Below are 24,631 nucleotides of genomic sequence, written 5' to 3' on the forward strand. Positions count from 1 at the left end.
TCGCCCGGTTCCCCGGTTCCTCCGAGGCAGGCCCCCGCACCCCCGTGCCGGGGGCCTGCCCCGTTGGCCGCCCGTCGACCGGACCGGCCCGGCCCCGTCAAGCCCCAGGAACCCCATGCCCCGCGGCCGCTATTCGCTCCACGATCCGCACGATCACACCCCCCTCGCGGAAGAACACTTCCAGTGCGCCCCGGGCCCTTCGGGCTGGCGCTACGTCTCCCAGGTCACCACCCCCTCGGGCGATCACCGCGGCTCGGTCGACCTCGCACTCGACGAACTCGGCCGCCCGCTCCGCCTCGAGCTCCACGCGGGCGGATGGCAGGTGCGCGGCGCCGCCCTCGACGGCGTCACCTGGGTGCGCACCGCCCCCACCGGAACCGACGCCGCCGAAGGCAATGTGCGCGCCCACGCCTTCACCGGGACGTCCCCCGCGTTCCTCGTCGCCACCGCTCGTCGCCTGCGCCTCACCCCCTCGGCCTCCGCCACCCGCGTACGCCTCGTCGCCTTCACGGATCCGGTCCTCGCCCCCCGCACCGTGGACCAGTCCTGGGCCCTGGTGGACAGAGAAGCACACGCCACTGACAACGGCCCCCTGATCGTGGACGAATACCAGGTCACAGCCCTGGACACGGGAGAGCGGCACACCGTGCACCTGGCCGGCGACGTGGTCCTGGCCGCCCCCGGCATCGAGCTGGAGGACCTCCAGACACCGCCGTCCGTCTTCGCCCCCTGACCGGTCACGCGGGAGGCACGAACCCCGTGGCGGGCGGCTCAGCAGCGCCCGCGTCCCGGAGCGGGCCGGCCGCCGACGGCGGCACGACCGGCACCTGCGGGACCTCCGGTGCCTGCGGAACCCCCGGCGCCTGCGGAACCTGCGCCGAAGGCAAGCCGGCCGCGGGGAAGCCGCCCGCCGGAAAGCCGCCCGCCGAGAAGCCGGCCGACGCGGAGGCGGCCGGCGGAAAGCCCGCGGAAGGATCACCGGGAGAGCCGCCGAAGGCCCGCCGGGCCTCCCGGACCTGCCGCTCCTGCAACACCGCCGCCAGATACATCGCCGGCGGAACCCCGTCCGGCGCGGGAGTCCCGGTGCGGGCGGCGAGGTCCCCGGCGAGACGCTGCCCCATGCCCCAGGCGATCTCCGGATCCATCTGCTGCATCCGCGTCAGGAACTGGCGCACCGCCAGCCACAGCCCGTCCGGCACCGCCGACAGGTCGAGCGCCGAGAACCGTCCGGCCAGCCACGGCGGTGGAGGCGGTACGAGGGCGGCCCGGCCGGCCGGAACCCGCTCCCGTACGACGAGCGTCCCCGCGAACACGTCGCCCAGCCGCCGCCCCCGCGCCGACACCAGCGAAGCGATGCAGGCGACGACACCGAACGTCATCAGGATCTCCACCACGCCGATCGCGCCCCGCACCAGCGCATGCCGGAACCGGATCGGCCCGCCGTCGTCCCGGACGACGCGCAGTCCGCACGCCAGCTTTCCGAGACTTCGCCCGTGACTGAGCGTCTCGACCGCGATCGGCCCGCCCACCAGCACGAGAACGAAGGCGGCGATCGACACCGCGACGCCGGCCGCCTCGTCCAGTGAGGCCGTGGCGGCCAGCAGCCCCACGCTCACCGCGACATAGACGGCCAGGGTCACGACGAGGTCGAGCAGCACGGCCAGCGCCCTGCTGGGCAGCCTCGCCGGACGCAGCTCCAGCGCCACCGCCTCACCCGTCACCAGCTCACTCACGCCCCGCCACCCTTCCCTGGCCTGCCCCCGAAGACCGCCAGTCTGCCAAGCTGAGGGCCGCCCCGTCGCAGTAGGACAAGTTGACAGAACCGACGGGCCGCCGACCGACCAGCCGAGGAGCAGGCAGACACGATGGACCTGGACGTCTTCGTCTCCGCCCACCGAGCCGAGTGGGACCGCCTGGAAGTCCTGCTGGGCCGCCGACGCCGTCTCACCGGCGCGGAGGCCGACGAACTGATCGTCCTCTACCAGCGTGCGGCCACCCACCTGTCGCTGATCCGGTCCGGCGCCCCCGACCCGCTGCTCACCGGCCGCCTCAGCCAGCTCGTCGCCCGCGCGCGCGGGACCGTGACCGGCACCCGCCGGGCCTCGTGGCGCGACGTCACCCGGTTCCTGCTGGAGGGCTTCCCGGCGGCGGTCTACCGAGCGCGTCACTGGTGGGTGCCCACGGCACTGCTCTCCACCGCAGTCGCCGCACTCCTCGGCTGGTGGATCGGCGCCCACCCGGCGGTACAGGCAGCCATCGCGGCCCCCAATGAGCTACGGCAGCTCACCCGCCCCGGCGGCGAGTACGAGACCTACTACTCGGATCACCCCGCGACCGCCTTCGCCGCCCAGGTGTGGACGAACAACGCCCAGGCCGCCGCCATGTGCCTGGTCCTGGGCGTCTTCCTGGGGCTGCCCGTCCTGTGGATCCTCTTCGAGAACATGCTCAACCTGGGTGTCGGCATCGGGCTGATGTCCTCGGCAGGCCGGCTCGACACTTTCCTCGGCCTGGTCCTGCCGCACGGCCTGCTCGAACTGACGGCGGTCTTCGTGGCCGCCGGTACGGGACTGCGCCTCGGCTGGACCCTCATCGACCCCGGCCCGCGCACGCGCCGCGCCGCTCTGGCGGAAGAGGGGCGGGCAGCCGTGGGCATGGCCGTCGGGCTGGCCCTCGTCCTGTTCGTCTCCGGCGCCATCGAAGGCTTCGTCACCCCTTCCGGCCTTCCCACCTGGGCCCGTATCGCCATCGGAATCGCCGCCGAACTGGCCTTTCTGACGTACGTCTACGTCCTGGGCGGCCGTGCAGCGCGCGCCGGCGGCACGGGCGACGTGGCGCCGACCGAGCGAAGCGCCAGCGTGCCGACGGCTGCCTGATGTGCGTTTCGGCCCGCTGAGCTGCTAGTCTCCTCTTCGCCCCACCGGAGCCGTTGACACGGAGCGGGTGGGGAGGTAGATTCGAACAGTTGCCTGGAGCTGGACCTAGCGTCCAGATGGGTGACGGTGAACATCTATCTGCTTCCGGAGTCGATATCGATTTCGATGAAGCCCCCGATGAATCGGAAAACGAAGCCCGGTCAGACCGGCTGAGAACTTCTGATAAAGTCGGAACCGCCGGAAAGGGAAACGCGACGCGAAAGCGGAGCGGCAACCTGGAAAGCACCGAGGAAATCGGATCGGAAAGATCTGATAGAGTCGGAAACGCAAGACCGAAGGGAAGCGCCCGGAGGAAAGCCCGAGAGGGTGAGTACAAAGGAAGCGTCCGTTCCTTGAGAACTCAACAGCGTGCCAAAAGTCAACGCCAGATATGTTGATACCCCGTCCGTCGGAATCATCCGATGGTCGAGGTTCCTTTGAAAAAACACAGCGAGGACGCTGTGAATCGGGAGAACATTCCTTCTTCTGGTTCCGCTCTCGTGGTGTTGCACCGGATTACCGGTAAACATTCACGGAGAGTTTGATCCTGGCTCAGGACGAACGCTGGCGGCGTGCTTAACACATGCAAGTCGAACGATGAACCACTTCGGTGGGGATTAGTGGCGAACGGGTGAGTAACACGTGGGCAATCTGCCCTGCACTCTGGGACAAGCCCTGGAAACGGGGTCTAATACCGGATATGAGTCTCCAAGGCATCTTGGAGGCTGTAAAGCTCCGGCGGTGCAGGATGAGCCCGCGGCCTATCAGCTTGTTGGTGAGGTAACGGCTCACCAAGGCGACGACGGGTAGCCGGCCTGAGAGGGCGACCGGCCACACTGGGACTGAGACACGGCCCAGACTCCTACGGGAGGCAGCAGTGGGGAATATTGCACAATGGGCGAAAGCCTGATGCAGCGACGCCGCGTGAGGGATGACGGCCTTCGGGTTGTAAACCTCTTTCAGCAGGGAAGAAGCGAAAGTGACGGTACCTGCAGAAGAAGCGCCGGCTAACTACGTGCCAGCAGCCGCGGTAATACGTAGGGCGCAAGCGTTGTCCGGAATTATTGGGCGTAAAGAGCTCGTAGGCGGCTTGTCACGTCGGTTGTGAAAGCCCGGGGCTTAACCCCGGGTCTGCAGTCGATACGGGCAGGCTAGAGTTCGGTAGGGGAGATCGGAATTCCTGGTGTAGCGGTGAAATGCGCAGATATCAGGAGGAACACCGGTGGCGAAGGCGGATCTCTGGGCCGATACTGACGCTGAGGAGCGAAAGCGTGGGGAGCGAACAGGATTAGATACCCTGGTAGTCCACGCCGTAAACGGTGGGCACTAGGTGTGGGCGACATTCCACGTCGTCCGTGCCGCAGCTAACGCATTAAGTGCCCCGCCTGGGGAGTACGGCCGCAAGGCTAAAACTCAAAGGAATTGACGGGGGCCCGCACAAGCGGCGGAGCATGTGGCTTAATTCGACGCAACGCGAAGAACCTTACCAAGGCTTGACATACACCGGAAAACCCTGGAGACAGGGTCCCCCTTGTGGTCGGTGTACAGGTGGTGCATGGCTGTCGTCAGCTCGTGTCGTGAGATGTTGGGTTAAGTCCCGCAACGAGCGCAACCCTTGTCCCGTGTTGCCAGCAGGCCCTTGTGGTGCTGGGGACTCACGGGAGACCGCCGGGGTCAACTCGGAGGAAGGTGGGGACGACGTCAAGTCATCATGCCCCTTATGTCTTGGGCTGCACACGTGCTACAATGGCCGGTACAATGAGCTGCGATACCGTGAGGTGGAGCGAATCTCAAAAAGCCGGTCTCAGTTCGGATTGGGGTCTGCAACTCGACCCCATGAAGTCGGAGTCGCTAGTAATCGCAGATCAGCATTGCTGCGGTGAATACGTTCCCGGGCCTTGTACACACCGCCCGTCACGTCACGAAAGTCGGTAACACCCGAAGCCGGTGGCCCAACCCCTTGTGGGAGGGAGCTGTCGAAGGTGGGACTGGCGATTGGGACGAAGTCGTAACAAGGTAGCCGTACCGGAAGGTGCGGCTGGATCACCTCCTTTCTAAGGAGCACTTCTAGGCCGCTTCGGCGGTCCAGGGGCCAGTACATCAGCGAATGTCTGATGCTGGTTGCTCATGGGTGGAACGTTGACTACTCGGCACGGTCCAGGATGGGCCAGGCGCTAGTACTGCTCTTCGGAGTGTGGAACGCTGATCTGGACGGCTGGTCGTGTCGGGCACGCTGTTGGGTGTCTGAGGGTGCGAGCGTTGCTCGTCCTTCGGGATGCCGGCCCCAGTGCACTCGGGATGTTGTTCCCGGGGTGATGGGTGGTTGGTCGTTGTTTGAGAACTGCACAGTGGACGCGAGCATCTGTGGCCAAGTTTTTAAGGGCGCACGGTGGATGCCTTGGCACCAGGAACCGATGAAGGACGTGGGAGGCCACGATAGTCCCCGGGGAGTCGTCAACCAGGCTTTGATCCGGGGGTTTCCGAATGGGGAAACCCGGCAGTCGTCATGGGCTGTCACCCGCTGCTGAACACATAGGCAGTGTGGAGGGAACGCGGGGAAGTGAAACATCTCAGTACCCGCAGGAAGAGAAAACAACCGTGATTCCGGGAGTAGTGGCGAGCGAAACCGGATGAGGCCAAACCGTATGCGTGTGAGACCCGGCAGGGGTTGCGTATACGGGGTTGTGGGATCTCTCTTCTGTCGTCTGCCGGCGACAGGACGAGTCAGAAACCGTTGATGTAGGCGAAGGACATGCGAAAGGTCCGGCGTAGAGGGTAAGACCCCCGTAGTCGAAACGTCAGCGGCTCGTTTGAGAGACACCCAAGTAGCACGGGGCCCGAGAAATCCCGTGTGAATCTGGCGGGACCACCCGCTAAGCCTAAATATTCCCTGGTGACCGATAGCGGATAGTACCGTGAGGGAATGGTGAAAAGTACCCCGGGAGGGGAGTGAAATAGTACCTGAAACCGTGTGCCTACAAGCCGTGGGAGCGTCGGAATGTGCTTGCACATTCTCGTGACTGCGTGCCTTTTGAAGAATGAGCCTGCGAGTTTGCGGTGTGTTGCGAGGTTAACCCGGGTGGGGTAGCCGTAGCGAAAGCGAGTCCGAACAGGGCGTTTCAGTAGCACGCTCAAGACCCGAAGCGGAGTGATCTAGCCATGGGCAGGTTGAAGCGGAGGTAAGACTTCGTGGAGGACCGAACCCACCAGGGTTGAAAACCTGGGGGATGACCTGTGGTTAGGGGTGAAAGGCCAATCAAACTCCGTGATAGCTGGTTCTCCCCGAAATGCATTTAGGTGCAGCGTCGTGTGTTTCTTGCCGGAGGTAGAGCACTGGATAGGCGATGGGCCCTACCGGGTTACTGACCTTAGCCAAACTCCGAATGCCGGTAAGTGAGAGCGCGGCAGTGAGACTGTGGGGGATAAGCTCCATGGTCGAGAGGGAAACAGCCCAGAGCATCGACTAAGGCCCCTAAGCGTACGCTAAGTGGGAAAGGATGTGGAGTCGCAGAGACAACCAGGAGGTTGGCTTAGAAGCAGCCACCCTTGAAAGAGTGCGTAATAGCTCACTGGTCTAGTGATTCCGCGCCGACAATGTAGCGGGGCTCAAGCGTACCGCCGAAGTCGTGTCATTGCAGCATATACGCCCAACGGCGGCTGTGATGGGTAGGGGAGCGTCGTCTGCCGGGTGAAGCAGCACCGGAAGGTAGTTGTGGACGGTTGACGAGTGAGAATGCAGGCATGAGTAGCGATTCACACGTGAGAAACGTGTGCGCCGATTGACTAAGGGTTCCTGGGTCAAGCTGATCTGCCCAGGGTAAGTCGGGACCTAAGGCGAGGCCGACAGGCGTAGTCGATGGATAACCGGTTGATATTCCGGTACCCGCTGTGAAGCGTCAAACATCGAGCATCGTGATGCTAAGGCCGTGAAGCCGCCCTGATCTCTTCGGAGTTGAGGGGAGTGGTGGAGCCGCCGGCCCAAGCGGTTAGTAGGTGAGTGATGGGGTGACGCAGGAAGGTAGTCCATCCCGGGCGGTGGTTGTCCCGGGGTAAGGGTGTAGGCCGTGCGATAGGTAAATCCGTCGCACTTGTGGCTGAGACCTGATGCCGAGCCGATTGTGGTGAAGTGGATGATCCTATGCTGTCGAGAAAAGCCTCTAGCGAGTTTCATGGCGGCCCGTACCCTAAACCGACTCAGGTGGTCAGGTAGAGAATACCGAGGCGTTCGGGTGAACTATGGTTAAGGAACTCGGCAAAATGCCCCCGTAACTTCGGGAGAAGGGGGGCCACGCTCGGTGATCGGATTTACTCCGTGAGCTGGGGGTGGCCGCAGAGACCAGCGAGAAGCGACTGTTTACTAAAAACACAGGTCCGTGCGAAGCCGTAAGGCGATGTATACGGACTGACGCCTGCCCGGTGCTGGAACGTTAAGGGGACCGGTTAGCTCCATTTCGGTGGGGCGAAGCTGAGAACTTAAGCGCCAGTAAACGGCGGTGGTAACTATAACCATCCTAAGGTAGCGAAATTCCTTGTCGGGTAAGTTCCGACCTGCACGAATGGCGTAACGACTTCTCGACTGTCTCAACCATAGGCCCGGTGAAATTGCACTACGAGTAAAGATGCTCGTTTCGCGCAGCAGGACGGAAAGACCCCGGGACCTTTACTACAGTTTGATATTGGTGTTCGGTTCGGCTTGTGTAGGATAGCTGGGAGACTTTGAAGCATGCACGCCAGTGTGTGTGGAGTCGTCGTTGAAATACCAGTCTGGTCGTGCTGGATGTCTAACCTGGGTCCGTGATCCGGATCAGGGACAGTGTCTGATGGGTAGTTTAACTGGGGCGGTTGCCTCCTAAAGGGTAACGGAGGCGCCCAAAGGTTCCCTCAGCCTGGTTGGCAATCAGGTGTTGAGTGTAAGTGCACAAGGGAGCTTGACTGTGAGACCGACGGGTCGAGCAGGGACGAAAGTCGGGACTAGTGATCCGGCGGTGGCTTGTGGAAGCGCCGTCGCTCAACGGATAAAAGGTACCCCGGGGATAACAGGCTGATCTTCCCCAAGAGTCCATATCGACGGGATGGTTTGGCACCTCGATGTCGGCTCGTCGCATCCTGGGGCTGGAGTCGGTCCCAAGGGTTGGGCTGTTCGCCCATTAAAGCGGTACGCGAGCTGGGTTTAGAACGTCGTGAGACAGTTCGGTCCCTATCCGCTGTGCGCGTAGGAGTCTTGAGAAGGGCTGTCCCTAGTACGAGAGGACCGGGACGGACGAACCTCTGGTGTGCCAGTTGTTCTGCCAAGGGCATGGCTGGTTGGCTACGTTCGGGAGGGATAACCGCTGAAAGCATCTAAGCGGGAAGCCTGCTTCGAGATGAGGACTCCCACCCACTTGATGGGGTAAGGCTCCCAGTAGACGACTGGGTTGATAGGCCGGATCTGGAAGCACGGTAACGTGTGGAGGTGACCGGTACTAATAGGCCGAGGGCTTGTCCTCAGTTGCTCGCGTCCACTGTGTTGGTTCTGAAACCACGAACAACCCCATGCCAGGTCACGGTGTGGTGCGGTTGACAGTTTCATAGTGTTTCGGTGGTCATAGCGTGAGGGAAACGCCCGGTTACATTCCGAACCCGGAAGCTAAGCCTTACAGCGCCGATGGTACTGCAGGGGGGACCCTGTGGGAGAGTAGGACACCGCCGAACAAATTTTAGGGAAAACCCCGCACCTCACGGTGCGGGGTTTTCTGCGTTTTCAGGGGTTTTTCAGGGCGGTCGGCCCGCGTCCGTACGCCCCTGCTTCCCGTCAGAGCCGCCCCGCCGATTTCAGGGCCAGATATGCGTCCGCCAATGCCGGTGCCAGGTCCTCCGGGGTGGCGTCCACGACCGTGACGCCCTGCCGACGGAGTTGTTCCGCGGTGCGCCGGCGTTCGCCCTGCGACTGGGCCGCTGCCGCGGCCTCGTACACCGCCTCGGTGCTTCCGCGGGCCGCTGCCATCCGGGCCACGTACGGGTCCGCGACCGACGCGACCAGCACCGTGTGCCGTCGGGTGAGCTGGGGGAGGACGGGCAGCAGGCCCTCTTCGACCGGTGCCGCGTCCAGGCCGGTGAGCAGGACGATCAGAGAACGGCGGGACGTCGTGCGGAGCGCTGTCGCCACGAGGCCTCGCGCGTCGGTCTCGACGAGTTCCGGTTCCACCGTCGCCATGGCGTCGACCAGGGACGGGAGGAGCAGGCCCGCGGCGCGGCCCTGGACGAGGGCGCGGACCCGGCGGTCGTAGGCCAGGAGGTCGACGCGGTCGCCCGCCCGGGATGCGAGGGCTGCCAGGAGCAGGGCGGCGTCCATGGCGGCGTCCAAGCGGGGTGCGTCGCCCACACGGCCGGCGGAGGTGCGGCCCGTGTCGAGGACCAGCAGGACGTGCCGGTCGCGTTCGGGGCGCCAGGTGCGTACGGCGACCGCGGACTGCCGGGCTGTGGCACGCCAGTCGATGGAACGGGTGTCGTCGCCGGGGACGTACTCGCGCAGGCTGTCGAATTCGGTGCCTTCGCCGCGGGTGAGGACGCTGGTGCGGCCGTCCAGTTCCCGCAGCCGGGCCAGTTTCGAGGGCAGGTGCTTTCGGCTGGTGAACGGGGGCAGGACGCGGACGGTCCAGGGGACCTTGTGCGTGCCCTGACGGGCGAACAGGCCGAGGGGGCCGTAGGAGCGGATGGTGACGCGGTCGGCCTGGCGGTCGCCGCGGCGGGCGGGGCGCAGACGGGCCGTGACGCGGCGGCGTTCACCGGCCGGGATCACCACTCGGTGACGTGATGCCCCGGTCTCCGCGCCGGGCTGCCAGCTGCTGGGCGGCCAGGCGTCGCGGAGCCGGGCCCGCAGCGGGCGGCCCGAGGGATTGGTGACGGTGAGGGTGACGTCGGCGGTCTCGCCCAGGCGTACGGAAGTGTCGCCGGTGCGGGTCAGGCCGAGGCGGCGTACCGGTGCGGCGAGGGCGTAGTCGCAGACGCAGGCGACGGCCAGGGGTGCGTTGACGGCGAGGATGCCCGTCCAGCCGGGGCCCCAGATGCCGACGGGCAGGGAGCCGATGGCCGCGAGGAGGGCGGCGCGTCCGGTGAGGGCCATCAGCGGGGGACCGGGACGTGGGTGAGGATCGTCGTGATCACCGAGTCCGCGGTGACGCCTTCCATCTCCGCCTCGGGGCGCAGTTGGACGCGGTGGCGCAGGGTGGGCAGGGCGAGTGCTTTGACGTCGTCCGGGATGACGTAGTCGCGGCCGGTCAGCCAGGCCCAGGCGCGGGCGGTCGACAGCAGGGCCGTGGCACCGCGCGGGGAGACGCCGAGGGTGAGGGACGGCGATTCGCGGGTGGCGCGGCAGATGTCGACGACGTAGGCGGCGATCTCCGGGGAGACGGTGGTCTTGGCGATGGCGGAGCGGGCCGCGTCGAGGTCGGCGGGGCCCGCCACGGGGCGTACGCCGGCGGCGCGCAGGTCGCGCGGGTTGAAGCCGGCGGCGTGCCGGGTGAGGACGTCGATCTCGTCCTGCCGGGAGGGCAGGGGGATGGTCAGTTTGAGGAGGAAACGGTCCAGCTGTGCTTCGGGCAGGGGGTAGGTGCCCTCGTACTCGACCGGGTTCTGGGTGGCGATGACGAGGAAGGGCTCGGGCAGCGGGCGCGGGGTGCCGTCGACGGTGACCTGGCGCTCCTCCATCGCTTCCAGCAGGGAGGACTGGGTCTTCGGCGGGGTGCGGTTGATCTCGTCGGCGAGGACGAGGTTGGTGAAGACCGGACCGGGCTGGAAGGAGAACCGGGTGGTGCGGGCGTCGTAGACGAGGGAGCCGGTGACGTCGCTGGGCATGAGGTCGGGGGTGAACTGGACGCGCTTGGTGTCGAGTTCGAGGGCGGCGGCCAGGGTACGGACGAGGAGGGTCTTGGCGACCCCGGGGACGCCTTCGAGCAGGACGTGGCCGCGGCAGAGCAGGGCGACGACGAGGCCGGTCACGGCGGGGTCCTGGCCGACCACGGCCTTCGCGATCTCGGCGCGCAGGGCTTCCAGGGAGGACCGGGCGGCGGTCGCGTCCCCGGTGTGCCCGGCGTTGTCAGTGGTCGGGTCCATCATGGACGGCGTACCTCTCTTTCGAGGGCGTCGAGTCGGTCGGCGAGGGAGACGAGGGCCGCGTCGTCGCCGGGCGGCGGGCCGAAGAGGAGGTCGTGCAGGGGCTGTCCGTCACCGTGGAGGCGGTGGGACAGGGCGGGGAGCAGGGTCTCGGGCGTGTGCGCCTGGGTGGCGGGGATACCGACGAGGGGGGCGAGGCGGGTGCGGGTGGCGGAGCGGAGAGCGGCGGCGGCGCGGTCGCGTGCGCTGACCTTGGCGTAGAGGCGGGCGCGGCCTTCGGTGGTTTCGGAGGCGCGGATCGCGACGGGGAGTTTTTCGGGCACGAGGGGGCCGAACCGGCGTGCCCGCCACAGGGCGGCCAGGGCGGCGGCGATGAAGAGCTGGAGGGTGGCCCAGAGCCAGCCGGAGGGCAGCAGGTCGAAGAAGCCGCGCCGGCCGGTGGCGGGGGCCGAGTCGTCGGTGAGCGACGGGAGGTACCAGACCAGATGGGGGCGGGAGCCGAGGAGCTGCAGGGCGAGCGAGGCGTTGCCCTGCTGGTCGAGGCGGGTGTTGTAGAGGATGTCGGGTGCGCCGAGGAGGACGGTGTCGCCGCCGGCGGTCTGCGGGATGCGCAGGAGGGTGGGCAGGCCGTCGCTGGGGTAGCAGGTGTCGGCGGTGCGCAGGGTGGTGGAGTAGCGGATGCCGTCGCCCAGTTCGGCGGAGCCTGCGCTGCGGGCGGCGGGCAGGGCGCAGCCGGGTTCGAGGGCGGTGTCGAAGCCGGGTGCGGGGTCGGCCGTGACGCCGGGGGCCAGGCGGCCCAGGGACGGGGTGTCGGGGGCGACGAGGACGGTGCGTCCGCCCGAGGGGGTGGTCGCGGCGTGCAGCCGGGTCTGCTGGTCGTGGGTCAGCAGGTCGGGGACGGCGACGAGCAGGGTGGTGCGGGGACCGGCCGCGGCGCGTGCCTGGTCGAGGGTGGTGACGACGCGTGTGGTGACCGCGTGGTCGGCGAGGAGGGCGGCGACGGCGTGGCTGCCGTGGGGGTCGGCGGAGCGCGGGTCGAGCCGGCCGTGCTGGTCGCCGGAGCGGAGGGCGGCGATGGCGAAGGCCGCGGCGAGGAGGAGGACGAGGGCGAGCAGGAGGCCGCGCGCGCGGGTCCACGTCTGGCGGGCGGTGGGGGAGACAGAGGTGGCCGGGGGCGGGGCCGCGGTGGTGGCCTCGGGGGTCATCCGGCGGCTCCCTGGCGGGTCTGGTCGGTTCCCTGGGGGGTGGTCGGGGTGGTGCTCCGTGTGCTGGGGGCGAGCTGGGGCCGGGTCTGTTCCAGGTCGTGGTCGAGTGCGGCGATGCGTTGGTACGACTGTTCGGTCGCTTGCCGGCCGCCGTACGTGACGTCGTCGAAGTCCCGGGCGGCGGTGCGCAGCCGGTCGCTGTGGGCGGGCAGGGTGCGGCCGGCCTCGGCCGCGGCCTCGTCGGCGGTGCGGCCGGGGCGCGCGTCGAGGAGGGCGCGTTCCTCCAGGGAGCGGACGAGGGCGCGCATGCGTTCCTGGACGGCCTGGTTCCAGTGGCCCTGGGCCGCGTGTGCCTCGGCGGCGGCGCGGTGTTCGGCGGCGGTGCGGGGGCGGTCGTCGAACAGGGCGGGGGCCGTGGCGGGTTCGCGGCGGGGTGCGCCCAGGCGCCACCACAGGGCGCCGAGCACGGCGAGGACGGCGAGGATGACGACGACGAGGCCGACGGGTCCGCCGGGGGTGGTGGCGGAGGCGGAGTCGAAGAGCCCGCCGACCCAGTCCCAGAAATGGTCGAGGGCGCGCCGCAGCAGGCCGGGATCGTTCTCGTGGTACATCCGCTTGGACAGTTCGCGGCGGGCGGCCTCCCGCGCGGGGTCGCGTGGGACGGTCACCGGCGGTTCGCCGCCCGGGCCCGTGGAGGCCAGGGCGGCGGTGTGGCCGGCGTGCAGCAGGGCACGCAGGGGTCCGTCGGCGTGGTCCGCGGCGTGCGGGAGCGCGGGTGGCGCTGTGAGAACTCCCCCCGGCAGGCTCACGGCATCAGCTCCCCGAGGCGGGTGCGCCCGAGCCGTGCGCCTGGACGCCTGCGACGCGGGCCAGTTCGAGGTCGAGGGCCTCGCGGCGGATGCGCTGGTCGATGTAGAGGAGCACGGTGACACCGGCCGTGATCGGGAACTTGATCATGGAGCCGATCACCGATCCGACCCCGGTGATGACCAGGTACGTCCAGCCGAGCTGGGTGCTGCCGTCCAGGAGCCCGGAGAGGCCGCCGTCGCTGAACGCGGAGGCGATGAGGCTGAAGGGGATGACGATGATCGCGGAGATGATGTTCACGATGAGCGCGGTCAGCAGCTGGATGCCGAACATCCGCCACCAGGAGCCGCGGACCAGCTTGGCGGAGCGGCCCATCGCCTTCTTGACGCCCTGCTTCTCGAGCATCAGAGCGGGCGAGGCGAGGCAGTAGCGGACCGCGAGCCAGATGGCGACCACGCCGGCGCCCAGGGCGCCGAGGACGGCGATCGCGGTGCCCCCGGCGGGGGATCCGCCGACGGCGACGAGGATGCCGGGGACGGTGCCCACGGCGAAGACGCCGAGGCAGATGACCAGCAGCAGGAGGACCAGGCCGAGCAGCCGGGGGATCTGGGGGCGGGCGTCGTGCCAGGCTTCGCGGACGGTCACGGGCTTGCCGAGGACCGCGCGGCTGGTGACGGTGGTGAGCAGGGCGGTGGCGAGGACGGTACCGACGATGCCGACCACGAAGAGGATGCCGGATCCGAGCAGGCCGTCGCCCATGGCGCGCAGCAGTTCGCCGGGACTTGCGTCCGGGTCGTCGAGCGCCGCGCTGTCGACGATGCCGTTCAGGGCCAGACGCTGGACCAGGATGACGGCGATCTCGGTGACGACCGCGATGACCAGGGAGATGCCGAGCACGGGGCGCCAGTGGGTGCGCATGGTGGACACGGCGCCGTCGAGGATCTCGCCGAGGCCGAGCGGGCGCAGCGGGATCACACCGGGTTTGGCCGCGGGCGGGGGGCCGCCCCAGCCGGCACCCCAGGCGCCGTATCCTCCGGGACCGCCGTAACCGCCGGGGCCTCCGTATCCCCCGGGCCCCCGGTAGCCGCCGTAGCCGCCGCCCGGACCGCCGTAGCCGCCGCCCGCGGGGGGCTGGGTGCCCCAGCCGGGGCCGGGAGGAGGGGGCGGCGGGGTCTGGCCGGGTGCGGGGGCGGCGGGGCCTCCCGTGGGTGCGGACCACTGGCCTGCCGGTGGCTGCTCCTTGGACCACTTCACGCCAGGGCCCTGCGGCTGCGCGCCCGGCCGGTCCGCTGGCTGGGCGGGCTCGGCCGGCGGTGCGGCGTCGGGGCGGCCGGCGGCGTCGGCAGGGCCGGACGCGCCGGGCTCCTGCCCGTCGGACGGGGCGGATCCGGGCGAGGCCCAGCCCGGAGTGTCGTTCATCGTCGCTCCTTCATGGTGCCCGTCCGCGGGCGCGGCGGCAGGTTGGCTGCCATCGTGCCATGGGGCGGTGTTCGGGTGACCTGCCGCGGTGCGGGCTGCGCGCCTTCCATTGTCCGAGGGATACGGGGAACACTGACGGCATGGCTGATCAGTACGCGCAGACCCGCGAGGACAACCGGCCGCCGGGGATTCCCGCCATCCGCTGGGAGGAGCCCCCCGAGGGCCCCGTCCTGGTCCTCCTGGACCAGACGAGGCTGCCCGCCGAGGAGGTCGAGCTGGTGTGCACGGACGCGCCCGCTCTGGTGGAGGCGATCCGGTCGCTGGCCGTGCGCGGGGCGCCGCTGCTGGGCATCGCCGGTGCGTACGGCGTCGCGCTGGCCGCCGCGCGCGGTTTCGACGTGGACGACGCCGCCGACGCGCTCGCCGCGGCGCGTCCCACCGCGGTGAACCTCTCCCTGGGCGTGCACCGGGCGCGGTGCGCGTACCACTCGGCCCTGGCCGAGACGGGTGATCCGCTGCTGGCCGCCCCTGCGGCGCTGGCCGCGGCGCAGCGGCTGCACCAGGAGGACGCGCGGGCGAGCGCGCGGATGGCCGAGCACGGGCTGGCGTTGCTGGACGAGCTGCTGCCGGCCGGTGGGCACCGGGTCCTCACGCACTGCAACACCGGGTCGCTGGTGTCGGGCGGGGAGGGGACGGCGTTCGCGGTGGCGCTGGCGGCCCACCGGGAGGGCCGGCTGCGCCGGCTGTGGGTGGACGAGACCCGTCCGCTGCTGCAGGGCGCGCGTCTGACGGCGTACGAGGCGGCCCGCCACGGTCTGGCGTACACGCTGCTCACGGACAACGCGGCCGGTTCGCTGTTCGCGGCGGGTGAGGTGGACGCGGTGCTGATCGGCGCGGACCGCATCGCGGCGGACGGGTCGGTGGCGAACAAGGTGGGGAGTTATCCGCTCGCGGTGCTCGCCCGCTACCACCACGTGCCGTTCATCGTGGTCGCCCCGGTGACGACGGTGGACGAGAAGACGGCGGACGGGGGGTCCATCGAGGTCGAGCAGCGTCCCGGGTACGAGGTGACGGAGCTGATCGCCCCGCAGATCCCGGTGACGGGGGCGGCCGGCGGCATCCCCGTGGCGCCGCTCGGCACGCAGGCGTACAACCCGGCGTTCGACGTGACGCCGCCGGAGCTGGTGACCGCGATCGTCACCGAGGAGGGCACGGTGTCGCCGGTGACCGCCGAGGGGCTGGCCGAGCTGTGCGCGAGGTCGCGGCGGGGGGCGGCGGGGTAGCCGGCCGGCTCCGCTGCGGGGCCGTTCGCGGGCGAGGGCAGACAGTAGTGACTCCGTACGACTATCGTCACAGGCCAGTGAGCTGTCTCACCTGGATCTTCGCCACCGTTACAAGAATGGGATGATGTCGTTCATGAAGGGACGAGTCCTTGTCGTCGACGACGACACCGCACTGGCCGAGATGCTCGGAATCGTGCTGCGTGGTGAGGGTTTCGAGCCGTCTTTCGTAGCCGACGGCGACAAGGCGCTGGCCGCTTTCCGGGAGAGCAAGCCCGATCTGGTGCTGCTCGACCTGATGCTGCCCGGCCGCGACGGCATCGAGGTCTGCCGCCTGATCAGGGCGGAGTCCGGGGTGCCGATCGTGATGCTGACCGCCAAGAGCGACACCGTGGACGTGGTCGTGGGCCTGGAGTCGGGGGCGGACGACTACATCGTCAAGCCGTTCAAGCCGAAGGAGCTGGTCGCCCGGATCCGGGCGAGGCTGCGCAGGTCGGAGGAGCCGGCCCCGGAGCAGCTGGCCATCGGTGACCTGGTCATCGACGTGGCCGGCCATTCGGTGAAGCGGGACGGGCAGTCGATCGCGCTGACGCCGCTGGAGTTCGACCTGCTGGTCGCGCTCGCCCGCAAGCCGTGGCAGGTGTTCACCCGCGAGGTGCTCCTGGAGCAGGTGTGGGGCTACCGCCACGCGGCGGACACCCGCCTGGTCAACGTGCATGTCCAGCGGCTGCGTTCCAAGGTCGAGAAGGACCCGGAGAAGCCGGAGATCGTGGTGACCGTCCGTGGTGTCGGCTACAAGGCCGGACCGAGCTGACGTGTCCGGGGACAGTGCCGCTTCGGCACCCGGACGCTCCGGGTCCCGCGCCGGGCGGCCTGTCGGCCGGAAGAGCGCGGGGTCCCGCTGGGGCCACCTCCTGGAGGGCGGACTGCTGCACGGCGGCGTGCAGGGCAGTCCGGTCCTGCGGCTGCTGCTGCGCTGGGTGCGCCGGCCGCTGCTGCCCGTCATGCGGCTGTGGCGGCGCAACATCCAGCTGAAGGTCGTCGCGACCACGCTGCTGATGTCGCTGGGCGTCGTGCTGCTGCTGGGCGTCGTCGTCATCGGCCAGGTGCGCAACGGGCTGCTGGAGGCCAAGGTCAAGGCGTCGCAGAGCCAGGCCACCGGCGGGTTCGCGGTGGCCAAGCAGCGGGCCGACGAGGCGGCGAGCGGCACCGGCGACGACGCCGCGGGCACCCCCGCGGACGGGCACTCCTCGCAGAACGTCATCTCGTGGATGAGTGAGCTGGTCTCGTCGCTCTCCAGCGGCGGCCAGGGCGCCTTCGACGTGGTCACGCTGCCCGCGGGCGACGACGGCGCCGGGGGGCGCGGTCCGCGCGCCTCCGGGCAGGTGGATCCGACCGTGAGCGTCCCCGAGGACCTGCGGGCGCGGATCAACGGCAGCATGACCGCCGCCCAGAGCTACACGCGCATCGTCTACAAGGACACCGACAAGGAGCCCCAGCCCGCCCTCGTCATCGGCAAGCAGGTCAACGATCCCAACGGGCACCCGTACCAGCTGTACTACCTCTTCCCGCTCACCCAGGAGGAGAAGTCGCTCAGCCTGGTGAAGGGGACGCTGGCCACGGCCGGCCTCTTCGTCGTCGTGCTGCTGGGGGCGATCGCCTGGCTGGTGGTGCGCCAGGTGGTCACACCGGTGCGGATGGCTGCGGGGATCGCCGAGCGGCTGTCGGCCGGGCGGCTGCAGGAGCGGATGAAGGTCACCGGCGAGGACGACATCGCGCGCCTGGGCGAGGCCTTCAACAAGATGGCGCAGAACCTCCAGCTGAAGATCAACCAGCTGGAGGACCTGTCGCGGATGCAGCGCCGGTTCGTCTCCGACGTCTCGCACGAGCTGCGGACGCCGCTGACGACCGTACGGATGGCCGCCGACGTCATCCATGAGGCCCGGGAGGACTTCGACCCGGTCACCGCGCGGTCGGCGGAGCTGCTCTTGGACCAGGTGGACCGGTTCGAGTCGCTGCTGTCTGACCTCCTGGAGATCAGCCGCTTCGACGCGGGTGCGGCGGCGCTGGAGGCCGAGCCGGTGGACCTGCGGGAGGTGGTGCGGCGGGTGGTCAGCGGTGCCGAGCCGCTCGCGGAGCGCAAGGGCACGCGCATACGCGTCGTCGGTGACCAGCAGCCCGTGGTCGCCGAGGTCGACGCCCGGCGGGTGGAGCGGGTCTTGCGCAACCTCGTCGTCAACGCCGTCGAGCACGGCGACGGGCGGGACGTCGTCGTCAAGCTCGCCGCGGCGGGCGGCGCGGTCGCGGTCGCGGTGCGCGACTACGGCGTCGGGCTCAAGCCGGGGGAGGCGACCCGGGTCTTCAGCCGTTTCTGGCGGGCCGACCCGGCACGCGCGCGTACCACCGGCGGGACGGGGCTGGGGCTGTCGATCGCCCTGGAGGACGCCCGGCTGCACGGCGGCTGGCTGCAGGCGTGGGGCGAGCCGGGCGGCGGTTCGCAGTTCCGGCTGACGATCCCGAGGACGGCGGACGAGCCGCTGCGCGGATCGCCGATACCGCTGGAGCCCAAGGACTCGCGGCGCAACCGGGGGCTCGGCGAGGCCGGTGCGGTGCGCGGCGGCAAGCGGGCCACCGTGCCCGTGCAGCCCTCCGGTGACCGCGGCGCGGTGCAGGGCAGGGACCCGATAGCCGCCCGGCCGCCCGCGGTGGTCCCCACCGCCGATCCGACGGCGCTGCCCGGCAGCGGCGCGCGGGTGGTGCCCCGGCCGGGGCCGGGCGCCCGGTGGCAGGACAGCACGCCGGCCGCGGAGCCGGCGCCCGCTCAGGAGCGTGCGGGCGGGGCCGCGGGCCCGGGGGACGCCGGGGCACAGGGCGTGAAGGAGCAAGGGGAGGCATTTCGTGGGCGCTGACCGCGAGGGGGGCGCGCGGCGTCGGCCGATGCGCGCGGTGGCCTGCGCCGCCTGGGGGATCCTGCTGCTGGCGGGGTGCGCCTCGATGCCCGACAGCGGGGACCTGCGGGATGTGGAGTCCACTCCCCGCCAGGACACCGAGGTACGGGTGTTCGCCATGCCGCCCCGGGAGAACGCCCCGCCCGCGGAGATCGTGCAGGGCTTCCTGGAGGCGCTGACCAGCGACGACCCGCAGTACGCCACGGCCCGCCAGTATCTGACGCCGACCGCGTCCCGGCAGTGGCGGCCGGAGTCGTCCACGACCGTGCTCGCCGACGGGTGGGACATCGAGGTCGACCGTGCCACCGCGCACGAGGACAGCGGCGACTACGCCTTCACGCTGACCGGCAGCAAGGTCGCCCGGGTGGACGAGCAGCAGTCGTACACGCCGCTCGACGGCCGCTACAGCCAGTCGGTGCACCTGGCGCGCGACAAGAAGTCCGGGCAGTGGCGCATCGACACACCGCCGCAGGGCGTCCTCATGGGCCGCTCCGACTTCCAGCGCAACTACATGCCCGTCAACAAGTACTACTTCGCCTCGAACACGGCGGGCGGGAACGGCAGGCCGGCGACGGCGGTCGCCGACCCGGTGTACGTACGGCAGCGGGTCGACGCCATGACGCGGGTGGTCCGCTCGGTCATCAGCGGGCCGACGCGGTGGCTGGACCGGGTGGTCAGGTCGAGCTTCCCGACCGGGACGGCGCTGCGCCGCGACGTCACAGCGCTGGCGCCCGACGACCAGAACAGACTGACGGTGCCGCTCAACGAGAAGGCGTCCGGGGTCGGCAGCGAGCGGTGCTGGGAGATGGCCGCCCAGGTGCTGTTCACGGTGCAGAACCTGACGCCGACCGTGGAGACGGTGGCGTTGCAGCGGGCCGACGGCAGCACGCTGTGCACGCTCGGCGCGGACCGGGCGCGCACGGTCGCCACCCGCGGACCCGTCAAGCGGCCCGAGTACCTGTACTTCCTCGACGACAGGCGCAGGCTGGTGCGGATCCTCGGCGGCACTGCCGGGACGAGCGTGGAGCCGGTGCCGGGAGGCCTGGGCGAGGGCCTGCAGCGGCTCAGCTCGGCCGCGGTGGCCTGGGACGAGCGCACCGCCGCGGGCGTGAGCAACGACCGCAAGGACCTGTACGTCGGGACGCTGGTGCAGGGGGGAACGCTCGGGAACGCGGTGCTGCGCAGCGACGGCAGGACCGAGGACGACCGGCTGACGGCGCCGAGCTGGGACGCGCGGGGCGACCTGTGGGTGGCCGACCGGGATCCGGCCCGGCCGCGGCTGATGGTGCTGGAGCAGGGGAAGGGCCGGCCGATCGAGGTGACGGTGCCCGGTCTGGACGGGCGCGTCGACGCGGTGCGGGTGGCCGCCGACGGCGTGCGGGTGGCGCTGCTCGTGCAGCACAAGGACGGCACCGAGTCCCTGCTCGTCGGACGGATCGAACGGGACGGCAGGAACGGGGAGCGGACCGCGGTGTCCGTGCTCGGGCTGCGCCCGGCCGCGCCCGACATGGAGGACGTCACCGCCATGTCGTGGGCGGGTGACAGCCGGCTGGTGGTCGCCGGACGCGAGCAGGGGGGCGTGCAGACGATGCGGTACGTCCAGGTCGACGGTTCGACACCGGACGTTCCGGCGCCCGCCGCGCTCACCGGGGTGAAGTCGATCGCCGCGTCCGAGGACGAGCGGCTGCCGCTGGTGGCGTACTCGGAGGCGGACGGGCTCGTGCGGATGTCGTCCGTGGCCCAGTGGCAGAAGGTGGTCAAGGAGGGGGCGGCGCCCGTCTACCCGGGGTGAGTCACGGCTTTTGGGCCTGCCGCCTCCTGCTCCGCCCGTGCGCTCGCCGGCTCGTACGGGTGAGGCTCTGAGCGTCGGGGGACGCGTTGTCCACAGGGGGCCGCGGTCCGTTGTCCACAGGGGTGGCGGGGGCGGCGGGGCGTCGGCACAGTGGAGTCATGCGCGGATGGTGGCAGGACTTCACCGACCTGGTCCTGCCGGCCGAGTGCGGAGGCTGCGGCAGGCCGCGCACGGTGCTCTGCCCCCGGTGCCGTGCCGTCCTCGGCGGGGCCGCACCGCGCCGGGTGCGTCCGGTGCCGGAGCCGCCCGGCCTGCCGGCCGTGCACGCGGCGGCCCGGTACGCCGACGAGGTCAGGGCGGCGCTCCTCGCCCACAAGGAGCGCGGCGCGCTGGCCCTCGCCGGCCCGCTGGGAACAGCACTGGCGGGTGCTGTACGGGCGGGACTGCCGCACGAGGGTTCGGCGGGTCCGGTGCTGCTGGTGCCCGTGCCGTCGGCGCGCGGTGCCGTGCGGGCCAGGGGGCACGATCCGGTGCGGCGGATGGCGCTCGCGGCGGCCGGTGAGCTGCGCCGGTCGGGCCTGCCGGCCCGGGCCCTGGCCGTGCTGCGGCAGCGGCGGGCCGTGGCCGACCAGTCGACGCTGGGTTCCCGGCAGCGGCTGGAGAACCTGGCGGGTGCGCTTCAGGTGGCCGCGGGCGGTGCGCGGTTGCTGCGGGAGGGGCCCGTCGTGCTGGTCGACGACCTGATGACGACGGGGGCCTCCCTGGCGGAGGCGGCGCGTGCGGTGAGGTCGGCCGTGTACGCGGCGCGGGTCCGGGAAGGGATGGGGGAACGCAAGCCGGTATCACGGCGCAAGGAGGGGAACCCGGTGTACGGCACAGGGGAATTGGCGGGAGCCGGTGGTGCAGGTGACGTGATCGGTGCGGCCGTCGTCGCCGCTTCTCCGGATTCCTTCGAAATAAACCGGAACTGACAGTGGACATGCGTCGTTGCAGGTAATGAGGGAGATAATTCACCTGGATGGAGGTACGCCGCGGTAGAGGGTGACGCCGTCCCGCCTGGCGAGATATGTTCGGGTGGTGAGGGAAAGGTGCAGGCCGTTCCCGTCATAACCGAATGCCGTGCCGCGGGTTTGCAGGTTTTACGCAATCTCCGTACCGGCAGGGTGGAGATCTCGCCCGCGGGGAAGGGGAGGTGGACGTCACCGAGTCCGAGGTTCCGGACTGACCGGAACCGGGTGCGAAAGGGAGATGCTCCGCCGCCGAAGCGGAGCGATCCGGGAACGGAGTTCTGCGTGGACATCGTCGTCAAGGGCCGCAAGACAGAGGTGCCCGAGCGGTTCCGCAAGCACGTGGCCGAGAAGCTGAACCTGGAGAAGATCCAGAAGCTCGACGGCAAGGTGATCAGCCTCGACGTCGAGGTGTCCAAGGAGCCCAACCCCCGGCAGGCCGACCGCTGCGACCGAGTGGAGATCACGCTCCGCTCCCGCGGTCCGGTGATCCGGGCGGAGGCAGCGGCCAGCGATCCGTACGCGGCACTCGACCTCGCCGCGGAGAAGCTGGGGGCCCGGCTGCGCAAGCAGCACGACAAGCGATTCTCGCGCCGGGGCGCGCGCCGCATCTCGGCGGCCGAGGTTCCCGACCACGTCCCGGGCGCGGCCACGCTGAACGGCCACGGGCTGACAGCCGCGGAAGAAGCCGGCCAGGTGCCCACGAAGAAGGTCGGCTCGCTGGAGGTGCAGGGGGACGGCCCCCTCGTCGTCCGCGAGAAGACCCACGTCGCCTCTCCGATGACCCTCGACCAGGCTCTCTACGAGATGGAGCTGGTCGGGCACGACTTCTACCTGTTCGTGGACTCCGAGACGAAGGAACCCAGCGTCGTCTACCGGCGGCACGCCTACGACTACGGCGTGATCCACCTCCGGACGGACACGATGGTGACCCAGGAGCACTCTCCCGAGGCGGGCGGCACCCTGGGCGGCTGACGGCCCGCCCGGCGGCCGGCGGCCGAGCCGGTGCCCCCGGAGTGCGCGGGTGCGCCCCCGGGGGCACCGGTGTGCGACCCCTTCGCGCACCGCTTGGTCACCTCGGTGGCTGCCGGACATGGAATCATGGCCGCAACGGCCCAACGGCTGGGCAGTTGCCTCGGGTTGGCCTCGTCACCGCACGCCGGGCCACAGCCTCAGAGGGGGAGGAACAACGATGACGGACAGCTTCGGCCCGTTGCGGGACCCTGACGTCGGCCACGGTGTCACCGGCCTGGGCCCGGATGCGGGCGTGACCCGCGCGGAGCCGATCAGAGTCCTGGTCGTGGACGACCACGCCCTCTTCCGCCGCGGCCTGGAGATCGTGCTCGCCGCCGAGGAGGACATCCAGGTCGTCGGCGAGGCCGGAGACGGCGCCGAGGCCGTTGACAAGGCCGCCGACCTGCTGCCCGACATCGTGCTGATGGACGTACGGATGCCGAGGCGCGGCGGTATCGAGGCGTGCACCTCCATCAAGGAGGTCGCCCCCAGCGCGAAGATCATCATGCTGACGATCAGCGACGAGGAGGCCGACCTCTACGACGCGATCAAGGCGGGGGCGACCGGTTACCTCCTCAAGGAGATCTCCACGGACGAGGTGTCCACCGCCATCCGGGCCGTGGCCGACGGCCAGTCGCAGATCAGCCCCTCCATGGCGTCGAAGCTGCTCACCGAGTTCAAGTCGATGATCCAGCGCACCGACGAGCGCCGCCTGGTTCCCGCCCCCCGGCTGACCGACCGGGAGCTGGAGGTCCTCAAGCTCGTCGCCACGGGCATGAACAACCGGGACATCGCCAAGGAGTTGTTCATCTCCGAGAACACCGTGAAGAACCACGTCCGCAACATCCTGGAGAAGCTGCAGCTGCACTCCAGGATGGAAGCGGTGGTGTACGCGATGCGGGAGAAGATCCTCGAGATCCGCTGAGCCGGCTCAGCGCGGCGCGGCCGCCGCCGCCCCGCTCACCTCCCGGGTGAGCGCATCGCGCAGCTCCGCGGGCTCGACGCGCTCCACCCGCACCTCCGTGGCCTCCACCCAGCTCGCCGCCTCGGCCAGGGCCTGGGCCACCGCCGGGACCGCCTTCGCATCCTTCAGGGTGACCTGCTTGGCCACCAGCGTGCTCCCCTGCCGGGCCGGGTCCACCCGGCCGACCAGCCGGCCGCCCGCCAGCACCGGCATCGCGAAGTAGCCGTGGATCCGCTTGGGCCGGGGGACGTAGGCCTCCAGGCGGTGGGTGAAGCCGAAGATCCGCTCGGTGCGGGCCCGGTCCCAGATCAGGGAGTCGAACGGGGACAGCAGCGTGGTGCGGTGGCGCCCGCGCGGGACCGTCTCCAGGGCCGCCGGGTCCGCCCAGGCGGGCTTCCCCCAGCCCTCCACGGTGACCGGGACCAGCCCGGAGTCGGCGATCACCGCCTCGACCTGCTCGCCCTTGAGGCGGTGGTAGTCGGCGATGTCCGCGCGAGTGCCCACGCCGAGTGCCTGGCCGGCCAGCCGGACCAGGCGGCGCAGGCACTCGGCGTCGTCCAGCTCGTCGTGCAGCAGCGACGGGGGGACGGCGCGCTCGGCCAGGTCGTACACCCGCTTCCAGCCGCGGCGCTCGACGCAGACCACCTCCCCGTACATCAGGGCGCGCTCGACGGCGACCTTGGTCCCGGACCAGTCCCACCACTCGCTGGTCCGCTTGGCGCCGCCCAACTCCGTCGCCGTCAGCGGGCCTTCGGTGGTCAGCTGCTTGATCACCTGGTCGTAGGTGCCCTCGGGGAGCTGGTGGTTCCAGTGCGGGCGGTTGCGGTACGCGCGGCGGCGGAAGGCGAAGTGGGGCCACTCCTCGATGGGCAGGAGGCAGGCGGCGTGCGACCAGTACTCGAAGGCGTGCGTGCCGCTCCAGTAGGCCTGCTCGACGCTGTGGCGGCCGACCGCGCCGAGACGGGCGTAGGGGATGAGTTCGTGCGAGCGGGCGAGGACCGAGATGGTGTCCAGCTGGACCGCGCCGAGGTGGCGCAGCACGCCGCGCACACCGGACCTGCGGTCGGGGGCGCCGAGAAGGCCTTGGGCACGCAGGGCGATGCGGCGGGCTTCGTCCGCCGACAGGTCGGTGGTGGGGCGCGGCACGGTCGTCATGGTCGGCACGATAGAGGCCGGCACTGACAGCACGGCC

16 protein-coding genes and 3 rRNA genes are annotated in these 24,631 nt (G+C 69.9%); 12 read left to right on the plus strand and 7 right to left on the minus strand.

Annotated elements, in window-relative coordinates; translation table 11 throughout:
• Positions 1-115 precede the first annotated feature (115 nt).
• Complete coding sequence (locus AC6I72_RS19065; protein ID WP_498002189.1) at positions 116-733, plus strand: hypothetical protein; 618 nt, start codon at positions 116-118, stop codon at positions 731-733.
• Between the two features lie 4 nt (positions 734-737).
• Here AC6I72_RS19065 and AC6I72_RS19070 read toward each other — a convergent pair whose 3' ends face one another.
• Entirely contained in the window at positions 738-1,733 is a 996-nt protein-coding gene (locus tag AC6I72_RS19070; RefSeq protein ID WP_498002191.1) for an RDD family protein, read from the minus strand.
• A 132-nt stretch (positions 1,734-1,865) separates the two neighbouring features.
• Between AC6I72_RS19070 and AC6I72_RS19075 the strand changes: the two genes are divergently transcribed.
• The 4 genes from AC6I72_RS19075 to rrf all read left to right on the plus strand — a co-directional run bounded on the left by AC6I72_RS19075 (position 1,866) and on the right by rrf (position 8,603).
• Positions 1,866-2,873: a stage II sporulation protein M gene (locus tag AC6I72_RS19075; protein WP_498002193.1), complete on the plus strand. Its 1,008-nt coding sequence runs from the start codon at positions 1,866-1,868 to the stop codon at positions 2,871-2,873.
• 568 nt (positions 2,874-3,441) lie between these two features.
• A 16S ribosomal RNA gene (locus AC6I72_RS19080) occupies positions 3,442-4,966 on the plus strand.
• 312 nt (positions 4,967-5,278) lie between these two features.
• Positions 5,279-8,398 (plus strand): 23S ribosomal RNA (locus AC6I72_RS19085).
• 88 nt (positions 8,399-8,486) lie between these two features.
• Positions 8,487-8,603, plus strand: a 5S ribosomal RNA gene (gene rrf / locus AC6I72_RS19090).
• The 16S, 23S and 5S rRNA genes sit together here, the layout of an rRNA operon.
• Before the next feature lie 100 nt (positions 8,604-8,703).
• Here rrf and AC6I72_RS19095 read toward each other — a convergent pair.
• From AC6I72_RS19095 to AC6I72_RS19115, 5 genes are read right to left on the minus strand one after another with little or no spacing between them, the layout of a single operon-like run.
• On the minus strand, positions 8,704-10,014 hold the full coding sequence (locus AC6I72_RS19095) for a DUF58 domain-containing protein (protein ID WP_498002195.1): 1,311 nt from the start codon (positions 10,012-10,014) through the stop codon (positions 8,704-8,706).
• Positions 10,014-11,003, minus strand: coding sequence for an AAA family ATPase (locus AC6I72_RS19100; protein ID WP_498004739.1), 990 nt, complete (start codon positions 11,001-11,003; stop codon positions 10,014-10,016). The genes AC6I72_RS19095 and AC6I72_RS19100 overlap by 1 nt, the downstream gene beginning before the upstream one ends.
• Positions 11,003-12,208, minus strand: a complete 1,206-nt coding sequence (locus tag AC6I72_RS19105) for a DUF4350 domain-containing protein (protein WP_498002197.1) — start codon at positions 12,206-12,208, stop codon at positions 11,003-11,005. The genes AC6I72_RS19100 and AC6I72_RS19105 overlap by 1 nt, the downstream gene beginning before the upstream one ends.
• A complete protein-coding gene (locus tag AC6I72_RS19110) occupies positions 12,205-13,017 on the minus strand; it encodes a DUF4129 domain-containing protein (protein ID WP_498002199.1) in 813 nt (270 codons plus the stop codon). The genes AC6I72_RS19105 and AC6I72_RS19110 overlap by 4 nt, the downstream gene beginning before the upstream one ends.
• A 4-nt stretch (positions 13,018-13,021) precedes the next feature.
• The gene (locus AC6I72_RS19115; RefSeq protein WP_498002201.1) at positions 13,022-14,434 is read right to left on the minus strand and encodes a DUF7847 domain-containing protein; all 1,413 of its coding nucleotides are present in this window, start codon (positions 14,432-14,434) and stop codon (positions 13,022-13,024) included.
• 140 nt (positions 14,435-14,574) lie between these two features.
• Here AC6I72_RS19115 and mtnA point away from each other — a divergent pair, with 140 nt between their 5' ends.
• The 7 genes from mtnA (at position 14,575) to AC6I72_RS19150 (ending at position 23,400) form a co-directional block, all read left to right on the plus strand.
• Positions 14,575-15,717: an S-methyl-5-thioribose-1-phosphate isomerase gene (gene mtnA / locus AC6I72_RS19120; protein WP_498002203.1), complete on the plus strand. Its 1,143-nt coding sequence runs from the start codon at positions 14,575-14,577 to the stop codon at positions 15,715-15,717.
• Between the two features lie 121 nt (positions 15,718-15,838).
• A complete protein-coding gene (gene mtrA, locus AC6I72_RS19125) occupies positions 15,839-16,528 on the plus strand; it encodes a two-component system response regulator MtrA (protein ID WP_003990656.1) in 690 nt (229 codons plus the stop codon).
• A 1-nt stretch (position 16,529) separates the two neighbouring features.
• A complete protein-coding gene (mtrB, locus tag AC6I72_RS19130; RefSeq protein ID WP_498002207.1) occupies positions 16,530-18,623 on the plus strand; it encodes an MtrAB system histidine kinase MtrB in 2,094 nt (697 codons plus the stop codon).
• A complete protein-coding gene (locus tag AC6I72_RS19135) occupies positions 18,613-20,454 on the plus strand; it encodes an LpqB family beta-propeller domain-containing protein (RefSeq protein WP_498002209.1) in 1,842 nt (613 codons plus the stop codon). Before mtrB ends, AC6I72_RS19135 begins: the two co-directional genes overlap by 11 nt.
• A gap of 158 nt (positions 20,455-20,612) precedes the next feature.
• Positions 20,613-21,425, plus strand: a complete 813-nt coding sequence (locus tag AC6I72_RS19140; RefSeq protein ID WP_498002211.1) for a ComF family protein — start codon at positions 20,613-20,615, stop codon at positions 21,423-21,425.
• A 321-nt stretch (positions 21,426-21,746) separates the two neighbouring features.
• Complete coding sequence (hpf, locus tag AC6I72_RS19145) at positions 21,747-22,436, plus strand: ribosome hibernation-promoting factor, HPF/YfiA family (protein WP_498002213.1); 690 nt, start codon at positions 21,747-21,749, stop codon at positions 22,434-22,436.
• A gap of 217 nt (positions 22,437-22,653) precedes the next feature.
• Positions 22,654-23,400 carry a response regulator gene (locus AC6I72_RS19150; RefSeq protein ID WP_498002215.1) on the plus strand — a complete coding sequence of 249 codons (747 nt, stop codon included), beginning with the start codon at positions 22,654-22,656 and terminating at the stop codon, positions 23,398-23,400.
• A 6-nt stretch (positions 23,401-23,406) separates the two neighbouring features.
• On the opposite strand, the gene AC6I72_RS19155 is transcribed toward AC6I72_RS19150, so the two are convergent.
• Complete coding sequence (locus AC6I72_RS19155) at positions 23,407-24,594, minus strand: winged helix-turn-helix domain-containing protein (protein ID WP_498002217.1); 1,188 nt, start codon at positions 24,592-24,594, stop codon at positions 23,407-23,409.
• Between the last annotated feature and the right edge of the window lie 37 nt (positions 24,595-24,631).

The organism is Streptomyces sp. Xyl84 (assembly GCF_059731885.1).